Origin of the sequence: Leptolyngbya sp. Heron Island J (assembly GCF_000482245.1) — a bacterium.
In the GTDB taxonomy this organism is placed as follows: domain Bacteria; phylum Cyanobacteriota; class Cyanobacteriia; order Phormidesmidales; family Phormidesmidaceae; genus Leptothoe.
In genome coordinates this window covers 35,634-45,123 of record NZ_AWNH01000072.1, presented here as the reverse complement: position 1 = coordinate 45,123, position 9,490 = coordinate 35,634, and the positions used below count along the sequence as shown (strand labels likewise).

Annotated in this window: 9 protein-coding genes; 5 read left to right on the top strand and 4 right to left on the bottom strand. The window is 50.0% G+C overall.

From position 1 onward, the window contains the following. The 3 genes from N836_RS60380 to N836_RS60370 all read left to right on the top strand — a co-directional run. A partial coding sequence (locus N836_RS60380) for a transposase (protein ID WP_023071803.1) occupies positions 1-389 on the top strand: 389 nt, incomplete at its 5' end. 642 nt (positions 390-1,031) lie between these two features. Then, positions 1,032-1,271 carry a hypothetical protein gene (locus N836_RS60375; protein ID WP_023074529.1) on the top strand — a complete coding sequence of 80 codons (240 nt, stop codon included), beginning with the start codon at positions 1,032-1,034 and terminating at the stop codon, positions 1,269-1,271. A gap of 521 nt (positions 1,272-1,792) precedes the next feature. After that, positions 1,793-1,975, top strand: a complete 183-nt coding sequence (locus N836_RS60370; protein ID WP_023074528.1) for a toll/interleukin-1 receptor domain-containing protein — start codon at positions 1,793-1,795, stop codon at positions 1,973-1,975. Here N836_RS60370 and N836_RS76025 read toward each other — a convergent pair. Further along, positions 1,972-2,775 carry a hypothetical protein gene (locus N836_RS76025; protein WP_051394633.1) on the bottom strand — a complete coding sequence of 268 codons (804 nt, stop codon included), beginning with the start codon at positions 2,773-2,775 and terminating at the stop codon, positions 1,972-1,974. The genes N836_RS60370 and N836_RS76025 overlap by 4 nt on opposite strands. 4 nt (positions 2,776-2,779) lie before the next feature. Beyond that, entirely contained in the window at positions 2,780-3,247 is a 468-nt protein-coding gene (locus N836_RS73630; protein ID WP_051394632.1) for a hypothetical protein, read from the bottom strand. 148 nt (positions 3,248-3,395) lie between these two features. Here N836_RS73630 and N836_RS60360 point away from each other — a divergent pair, with 148 nt between their 5' ends. Next, positions 3,396-5,915: a WD40 repeat domain-containing protein gene (locus N836_RS60360; RefSeq protein ID WP_023074525.1), complete on the top strand. Its 2,520-nt coding sequence runs from the start codon at positions 3,396-3,398 to the stop codon at positions 5,913-5,915. A gap of 23 nt (positions 5,916-5,938) precedes the next feature. Here the strand turns inward: N836_RS60360 and N836_RS60355 are convergent, their stop codons facing one another. Next, positions 5,939-6,850 carry a sodium:solute symporter family transporter gene (locus N836_RS60355; protein ID WP_023074524.1) on the bottom strand — a complete coding sequence of 304 codons (912 nt, stop codon included), beginning with the start codon at positions 6,848-6,850 and terminating at the stop codon, positions 5,939-5,941. Between the two features lie 279 nt (positions 6,851-7,129). On the opposite strand from N836_RS60355, the gene N836_RS77155 reads away from it, so the two are divergent. Beyond that, positions 7,130-8,341, top strand: a complete 1,212-nt coding sequence (locus N836_RS77155) for a CAP domain-containing protein (RefSeq protein WP_023074523.1) — start codon at positions 7,130-7,132, stop codon at positions 8,339-8,341. Between the two features lie 318 nt (positions 8,342-8,659). Here the strand turns inward: N836_RS77155 and N836_RS60345 are convergent, their stop codons facing one another. Further along, entirely contained in the window at positions 8,660-9,487 is an 828-nt protein-coding gene (locus N836_RS60345; RefSeq protein WP_023074522.1) for an ABC transporter permease, read from the bottom strand. Between the last annotated feature and the right edge of the window lie 3 nt (positions 9,488-9,490).

Here is a 9,490-nt window from a genome sequence, read left to right as displayed (position 1 = left end):
CTCTGTTTTTTCAAGCCTTAGCTGCGCGCTATCCTAATGCGGACAAAATCCAGGTTGTGCAGGATAATCTCAACACCCATAATGTCAGTTCTTTCTATGAATACCTGACGGCTGAGGAGGCCTTTGCCCTTGCCCAACGGTTTGAGTTTCACTACACCCCAAAGTCAGCCAGTTGGCTCAATATGATTGAGATCGAGTTTTCGGCACTGGCTAGAGGCTGTTTGCATCAGCGCATTCCCACACAAGACCAATTAGAGCAAGCGGTGCTCGCCTTGGTGCAAGAACGGCATGACCAGCGTATCCGCATCCATTGGCAATTTTCAGTTGAGGCCGCACGCGATAAATTTCAGAAGCATTATGTCAAAATTCGAGAAGATAAGACTCTCTAAAATGGTAGAAAACTTACTTTCCAGAGTACTTAGGAGGAGCTAATCTTAAAAATATTACCTGGAGTTCTCATACTAATTGGGATACTGTTAGAGGCTTAGACACAGCAACTAACATACCTGAACAATTAAAGCAACAGATAATAATTAATCGAGCTAAAAATTCAAACAATGATAGAGAGCAAATAAGAGAAGAATAAAAACGAATTCTGACTTGGATGTTTAACTGGAAGATCTGACAAAGAAGTTTAACCAGTAAGGAAAAAACCTCTCAGGACTGGGATATCTTACATTTGATAATCACAGTCGTCTATACCTTACTATCACTAACAAAGATCAATATTTCTTGATCTCAACAAATCATACTTGACGACAACAACAATTCTGTCCTATGCTCTCCTCCATGGTCATTCACTGACCTACCGAACTCAATTGCTTAGCGCCATCGGCGGGTGCGCCAACACCCAACCGATGACTCCCCTGCCAAGCTGAGCGCGCAGCCTGGAGGCGTAGGGTTAGTTTACCTTAGCCACCCCAGATTGCATCACCTGCAGAGGGTGGCTAACCCTTGAGTTCTGGTCCTCAGCCCCTCTGAGCCTTTCAGCCCAGAGGGGGCTAAACCTCACAAACAAGGAGACCAGAACCATGTTTCAAGACCCCACACAGGACGCAGATGCGTCCAAAGTTTCGCCTACCACCCTACCCGAGCACCAATACGAAACCGTGCGACACCTGCTCCTCGGCAGCCTCACCGCCGTACGCAACACCATCGCCCTACTCCACACGCTCCACTACGCCGAGCCCAACGACTGGAGTAAACCCCTGCCCACCGGGCGACCCAATGAAGTGATGGCCATTTTAACCAAGCGCGTGAGAGTGGATTAAAGGTGATAGATAGAGGGTGGTGACTGGCGTTAGTGGGCACCACCCTCTGCCCTTACCAAGATACTGCTGGTGAATTATTTCGTGACACGGCAAACGTCTCGAAAGCCCCCTTTTACAGAGGTATTGACGTTCTCCCAATTAGGCATTCTGGGGTTTCTCCAATTCTGGGGGCTTTGAGTCTAGTCTCCCCCAAAGTTAGGGGACGGAAGGGGGCCTGGATAATCTTACGGTGCACCTGGATAACTTTAGCTTCAGAGTTTTCTGCTGAGAACGAATTCCCCATATCACACTTGGGGGTTGGGGGCCTAGACGACATTTAGCCTTATTGCCAATGTTTCTAAATGTTGACTTTGCCAGCAGTATCAGGATTGCGAGTTTGAAGGCTTAAATAAGCTATAGCTTTCTGACCAATAGTCTTTTGGCCAGCTGCCAATTCTTAATCCTTTCTCCTTATATGTCCCTCAGAACTTACCATCCTCTTACAATTAAACAATAGCCCCCTGGCCTTTAAAGCACTACCAATGCCCGACGTCTTTATTTCCTACTCCCGCAAAGACAAAGCCTTTGTCCAGGTACTACATCAGGCTCTCCTCGAAAGCCATTACGACTCCTGGGTAGACTGGGAAGACATCCCATTAACAGCAGACTGGTGGGAAGAAATCAAAGCTGGAATTGAGTCCGCAGATACGTTTATTTTTGTCTAGTTCTGCTGCATTTTGTGTTTCTCATGTTTAGGCGAGCGTCGACCATTCATTGAGGCCGCTATCAGGAGATTATGGAGCCAGTTATCGTGATAGCGAAAGCCGTTGAGATCTTCAAACGGAGATGCCGAGAAGGGCGGTAGTGTTTGAATCTTACGGCAATAGGGATGAAAGTTCCACAGCAGAGCCATGGCTCGTAAGGCCTGATGGGCACTCTCAGAGGTACCGTGAAAATAGCGCATGTCATAGAGTAAACGGTCTTGGTAGTCCATCAATCGGTCGACCTGATTGCTGGTGCGATAGGCTTTGGGAAAGTCAAAGGCGACCATGAAGTGAGGTGCTTTAGCCTTCAAATTCAACAGCTTTTGTCGGAGGGGGGCATCCGTGACATGCGTCTTGGCCCATTCGAGCAACCGGCGTAGGCGTTGAGCAAATTGTCGGCGATTCACACTGCGATAGAGTCGCCATAAATTGTCGGTCAGGGTTTCATAGAGCTGACTATACCGACGGCAGAGTCGTTGAATGCCCAGCACAGTATGCAGAAAACACAGGACCAACGTCACGGTTGGGAACAACCGCTGCCAGGCCTGCTGAGTCGCCTCCCAACCATCGGTATTAACCGTGTCCGGAACATAGTCAGGATTGAGTTCTTGGGCTTCTTGGGCAAACTCACCATAGGCTTGGCATAAGCTCTCCGTATCCGCTGTTGTGGCTAATGCCATCCCCAAAAAGCAGCCGATAGCAACCGTTGTAGCAACATAAACTCGGTGGCCTAACAACCAAGTATGTTTCTCATCGGACACCAGATTAGGGGGGGAGAGCCGCCGCTGTTTTGACCGTCGTCCCTACAATCGATGGTCGTCCTAATGCTTGGGTTGCCCGATACCAGTACTTCGCCGAATGACCCAAAACATGCGCCAGACCTTCATAGGGCACCCCATAGCGCCTCAGATACAGGCCTTTCTCCACCTCGTCTGTGCGACCAATCATGTAAGGCATCACACTATCGGGTCGTAGTTGATAAGCTTCTCGGTTGCTTTTCAGCCGAATCCGACGGGTAACTAGATTCAGTTTCCCAGAGGTGACAAACCCGTGGAAACAATACCCTTGGGTGATCTCAGCTGGAAACAGTTCAGGATGCTCCGTAATCACCCGGTCTAGATAGCGTCGGAACGCTTTTCTATCTGACACGAGGTGAAGATAGTCGATCTCCTCTGGAACTGGAATACAGATCGTTTTATCCCCAGCAGTCATTCGTTGGCGGCGAGGTGTCATGGCCCTTCCTCCCTAAACGCCCATCTCCTTCTATTTTACAAAACACAAACTAAGTCAGAACCAGATTTTTGTCATTAGTCCTGACTCCATCGCCTCTAATATTTGCAGACAAGAAATTGACCATGCCGTTAACTATCACAAACGACTGGTGCCGATTGTGCGCAGAGATGGGTTTGATATGCCCCTGGTACATCCTGACCTGGGTAAGGCTAACTGGTTGTTTTTTCAGGCAGATAGTGACTTTGATGCGGTGTTTCAAACCCTGGTTAAAACCCTGAACACTGACCTGACGCACGTAAAGGCTCACACTAAACTGTTGGTCCAAGCACTGGAATGGGAGCATAAAGACAAAACTGACGACATATTGTTGCGAGGAGGTGAACTGGATGATGCTAACCGCTGGCTGCAGCAGGCGTTGGTAACGGCTAAACACCCTGTGCCCACGCCTACCCAGCTGGGGTTTATTCAGGCCAGCCAGGCACTGGCAGATCGTCTGCGACAACAGGAGCAGGCAGAACAACAGCGACAGCTCAGACAGGCACGACGAGCTGCTTTAACCGCTATCGTGGCAGGGCTGATAATGGCAGGGCTAGCGCTATTTGCCTTTGCCCAAAAGCGTCAGGTGGAAACAGTTCAAGAGAGTCAGATTAATGCGCTAAGTCGTTATTCTTTAATCCTCACCGAGTCAGGCAACTCGTTTGATGGATTGTTAGAGGCGCTACGGGCGGGGCAACAACTGCGAAAACAGTTAAAGCGGGCGGATGATACAACCCACAGCCAGGTGTTGACCGCCCTACAGACCGCGGTTTATCAACAGGGCTGGCGAGAACATAATCGGCTAACAGGTCATACCAATGATGTGGAGCGGCTGGCGATTAGTCCAGATGGTCAGCTGATCGCATCGGCTAGTCGAGATCATTCAATTCGACTGTGGGATCAGCAGGGACAGGGGTTGTATATCTTGGAGGGTCATGACCAGACGGTGACCAATGTGACTTTTAGTTCCGATGGGCAAATGCTGGCTTCCACCAGTGCAGACCGGACGGTCAAGCTGTGGACCCTGACAGGAGAACTTATACGCAGCTTTAGGTTTGATGATAAGACCAATGATGTTAGCTTTAGCCCCGATGGGGAGAGGGTTGCGATCGCAACCAACCAACAAGTAATCCTGCTTACCCTGGACGGTGAAATTATTCAGCGGTTTCGCCATAAAAACTGGGTCAACAGCGTTGAGTTTAGTGCCGATGGCCAACGGCTGCTGACGGCCACTGAGAAAGCTGCATTGCTATGGACACTGGAGGGCAAAGTTCTCCAGACCCTATCCAGCGATAATTGGGTAAATATGGCCCAGTTTAGCCCACATCAACCTGGACAAACTCCCATAATTGCTGCTGCAGGTGACAAAGCGGTGCAGCTATGGACGACAGCTGGGGAAGAGCTTGAGCCGCTACTCCACGATGGCTGGGTAAACAGCGTGCGGTTTAGCCCCGATGGACAGACTGTCGTCACCACAGACAGCAGTAAACAAATCTTGCTCTGGGATCTGAACCAGCGGACTGCTCAGGTGTTTCCTCAGGACCGGGATATGGTAGATGCCGTGTTTACCCCCGACAGTAAAGCTCTGATAATTGCCAGCCGTGACAATGTGATTCGACTGTGGCGACGTGGAGAAGATATTATTCAACCTCCTCTCTACCAAAAGAGTGTTGACCAGCTAGCGTTGAATCAAGATGGTTCGCGGGTGGCAACTCGCACTGGGTCTACCTTGGAGCTGTGGTCCAATACTGGTGAACGATTGCAGTCCTGGCCCTTTGAGAACGCCCTTAGGGATATCAGCGTTGGTCTCTGGTCGAGGGGCGAAGACTCTGAGGAGGTGCTAGCCATTGCCAGCCAGAACCAGGTGCAGATCCAAACTCTCACGGGGGATCTGTTGCACACCTGGGACTATCCTGCCCCGGTCAATAGCGTTGATATCAGCCCTGATGGCACCCTGGTGGTGGTTACCACTGGAACAGAAGTGTCTTTAGTGTCGGCCACTGGAGAGGTGCTCAAGATTCTTTCTGAACAAGACGGAGTAACACCGGGTTCTGCCGAAGCGCGATTTAGTCCCGATGGTAGCCATGTGGCCATTCGTTCCTACGGAACAACGCTGCAAATTTGGCATTTGGCGGACGATGCCCTGACCACCCTCACCCACGACGATACGATTCATACCTTTAGCTTTAGGACTGGCGAGACTCCCCTCTTGGCTTCTGGTAGTGACGATAATACTCTCCGGTTGTGGAGTTTAGACGGCACAGAACAGACGAGACTAAACAATGAGACAACGTTTAACCAGATTAGATTTAGCGCTGATGGTCAATATTTGGCAGCTGTGGATGCGGATAATCGCATCAGCTTGTGGACGGTGAATCATGCTCAGCTGAGCCCACTGATCGAGTTGGTGAGGCATAGGAATGGGATTAATGACCTGGGATTTCATCCTGAGAGTACGCATCTGGTGTCGGCTGGGGCCGATGAGCAGGTGATTGTGTGGGACCTAGCTGAGCTGAGCCTGGCCAAACTGATGGGTAACGCTTGTCAAGTGGTGAATACTTATTTGACGACTAATCGTCAACTAGAAGGGGGCGATCGCAAACTCTGTGAAGGAGTTAATCTCAGTCAATAAACCTTTAAGCAGTCCCCTCAGGTTTACCGATTGACCTCATGGATAGCCATCAGTGGTTCTTGAGCCTTCACCGGTTGATAGGTCAGATGAAAAACAACCACAAACACAACTAGCCCAATCAACGGACTAATTAACGTTGGAAATCCATCAAAGCTACTCTGAAATAACGGATTGGGAATATACAGTAGCGTATTATCCACCCCAAACATGGTTGGCATCATCACAAAGAAAAATAGTCGGGTAAGTGATCCCACAATGATGCAGGCTAGAGCCCCTTGCCAGGTCGAACGGAGCCAAAATAACCCACCTGTTAGTGGTACCACCAAGCCAGCAAACCCTAAATCAAAGGCTAGCAGCAGCACACCTGTCTGGGGAATCCGCATCGCAAAAAACACTCCCAATAGCGTAATCACAATCGCCATCACTCGGGTAATGAGTAACAGCTTGTCCCCACCAGATGCACCATGGTGATGGGTATGGCGGATACCGATAACATTGTGGGCAATTACCGATGATGTGCCTAAAATCGCCCCGTCTGCCGTCGATAACGACGCTGACATGATCGCTGCGATAATGACTAAACCAATGGTAGGCGGAATCACACCCTGCAACAAACCAAACAAAACGGGACCATCCGGTGTGATGCCGACTTGCTCAAGAATTCTGTTGACAGACAAAGCCACGATCGAGAATGGAACGCCAATCAATACGGTGCCTAAGCTCCCAATTAAACAGGCGCGTTGAGCGGTTTCTGGACTGTCGGCGGCAAAGACCCGCGCCATAAAGTCAATGGCAACAATATCGCCTAAGCCTAGGGCAAGAATCGTGGCCCAGTTAATGGCGGCACCGGCCTCTGGAGCGGTAAGTTGTTCCAAGGCGAAGGGACCCATCCCCTCGGGAATGGTGAGTCCAAAGTTGATGCCAATAAAGCCCATTAAGACGTATGCCCAATGCAGAAACCATGTCTAATTTGTATGATTTTTCCCATCCTTCTTCCCAAGACAGCAAATACACGGACACCTCCTCATAAAGATTTACTCATCTCTGCATTCTCATAACAACAATTCCTGAAACACGCTCAGTACATTCAACAACAACTCGAATAGCCTTCAAAAACTTTCCTTGAAGTTCAGTGTTAGCACCATGGGTTTGGCTATAGGTCGGCGGATAAAAAAGAACAGTGACCCACATACCGATCCGAAATACTTATAAAAATGACTACATTAACCGAACAAGAATTATTGGATCAAAAGTTTCTATCACTAGTTAATGGCGAGCGTGGATTACATCACCTCAGCCCAGTTGTACTTGACACACAGCTAGACGAAGCTGCCCAGGAACATACTGACGACATCGCCTACAGTGACAAAACCGTTAATCACATTGGTTCCGATGGTTCCACCCTGGGAGAAAGACTGACCGATGTAGGCTACACATATCGAACAGCTGTTGAAAACATTGGTGCCGGACAATATACCGCCAATGAAGTCTTTCAAGACTGGAAGACCAGTCCAGGGCATCTAGCCAACATATTAAATCCCCATGTGGAAGATCTCGGTGTAGGTCATGTTTTTCTTCCTAATGACACTGGTCAGAACAACTTTTTTGACTACTGGACCATCGTCCTAGGCGTTCGACAACCCGGCACGGAACCGGAGCCAGAACCCGAGCCTGAACCTGAGCCCGAGCCTGAACCTCAGCCCGAACCACAACCTGAACCCGAACCCGAGCCTGAACCCGAACCCGAACCCGAGCCTGAACCCGAGCCCGAGCCCGAACCCGAACCCGAGCCCGAACCCGAACCGGAGCCCAACCCGGAGCCGGAGCCCGAACCTAGCCCGGAGCCTAATGACCCTACAGATACTGATCCTGTAATCGGCACCGCTAACGACGACATGCTCGAAATGAGTTCAGGCATAGAACTCGCTGCTGGTGAACTGGGTAATGATCAGATTATTGGCAATGACGACGATAATGTGTTGCGAGGAGACTTGAACTCGCGAGACTCTGGCGGCGGTATTGGTGGTGATGACCTACTCATGGGTCTCGGTGGTGATGATCGCCTTGGCGGTAAGGGCGGCAATGATACGCTCTTGGGGGGTGAAGGCAATGATCTCCTGTGGGGCGATGATGGCGATGATCTGCTGCGTGGCGGTCTGGGTAATGACACGCTTATGGGTGATGATAACTCTGGTGGTAGCGGAGCCGATACGTTTATCCTGGCGACTGGAGAAGGTACTGATGTGATTAAAGATTTTGAAGTTGGTATCGACTTTATTGGTTTGGCGGATGGGTTAGTCTTTGCCGATCTTTCTTTGGGTCAACAGGATGATGTGGCAACAATTTCGGTTGGGACTGAGGTGCTAGCTCAGGTGGAGAATGTGCTGGCGGTTGAGATGACAGCTGAGATGTTTGTTGTCGTTTAGCGGTGAGCAGTACAAGAACGCTTCTATTTTCAAAATCCAAATCGTCAGTCGACACATTACTCCCTCCAGGGAGGCTACTGTGTATACATAAGTCAGAGACAATGGCTGAAAGTATTAGAACTCGGGGTTGGCCCTCACCCAAAGTCCCTCTCCCTGTGGGAGAGGGACTTTGACTCCCTTTCTCCTTGCGGGATAAGGGACTGGGGGATGTAGAGCTTTACTCTGTTCGAAGAGTGGTCTCGCAAACTGGAACTACTTTCCGAATTGTGTATACACGGTAGCTCCAGGGAGGAGCAGCGGGGTGGATCAATTGGTTTTCTATTTCCCTTTCTTTGGATCGATCAGCTGCATGGCGTTGTTATTCTTTGGATCGATCAGCTGCATGGCGTTGTTAAAAAACTGTTGCTTGATGGCATAGCTAACCAAAATGGCGGTGGTGAGTGTGGCAAAGGCCAGCATAAACATGATCAGCATCTGGTAGAGGGCCGCATTTAATGGGTCGGCTCCACCTAAGATTTGACCAGTGATCATGCCGGGTAGGGTAACTAATCCAACGACCATCATTGAGTTGATGGTAGGAATTAGACCGGCTTTGATGGCGTCACGACGATAGGTTGAGATCGCTTGTCCAGGAGTTGCCCCCAAACTAAGGTGAGTCTCAATCTCGGTGCGATTATTGCGGAGGGCATTGACCAAACGCTCACCGGCTAATGAAGCTGCCGTTAGTGAATTGCCCAAAACCATCCCCGTCAGAGGAATCAGATAGCGGGGTTCATACCATAGTTCGGGACGTACCACCACCGTCATTGTGTAGGTAATGGTGAGGGCCGTACTGGTGAGAATCGCCCCCCAGAGCCAGAACACTAGCTGCGGAATATCTTTACCAATGCGATTACGGGCGGTCAAAGCGGCCACGGTGGTCATCACCAGCAGCACCAGGATAATCAGACCAGGATTGCGCAGGGTAAAGACAATGGAGAGAAAAATTCCTACCGCAAACAGCTGCACAACGGTTCGCAGTGTGGCCAGGGCCAGCGTACCGGCCAGACCCAGCTGCTGCCAAAGCGAAAGACCAATAGCAACAGCAGCCAGACCCAAGGCCCAGGCAATCCGGATTAGATCAAGTTCAATAGTGGTTGGGTTCAAGTC

Coding starts and splice junctions, on each gene's coding strand:
- N836_RS60370 (WP_023074528.1), top strand. CDS start 1,793: ATGCCCGACGTCTTTATTTCCTACTCCCGCAAAGACAAAGCCTTTGTC.
- N836_RS60355 (WP_023074524.1), bottom strand. CDS start 6,850: ATGGGCTTTATTGGCATCAACTTTGGACTCACCATTCCCGAGGGGATG.
- N836_RS77155 (WP_023074523.1), top strand. CDS start 7,130: ATGACTACATTAACCGAACAAGAATTATTGGATCAAAAGTTTCTATCA.
- N836_RS73630 (WP_051394632.1), bottom strand. CDS start 3,247: ATGACACCTCGCCGCCAACGAATGACTGCTGGGGATAAAACGATCTGT.
- N836_RS60375 (WP_023074529.1), top strand. CDS start 1,032: ATGTTTCAAGACCCCACACAGGACGCAGATGCGTCCAAAGTTTCGCCT.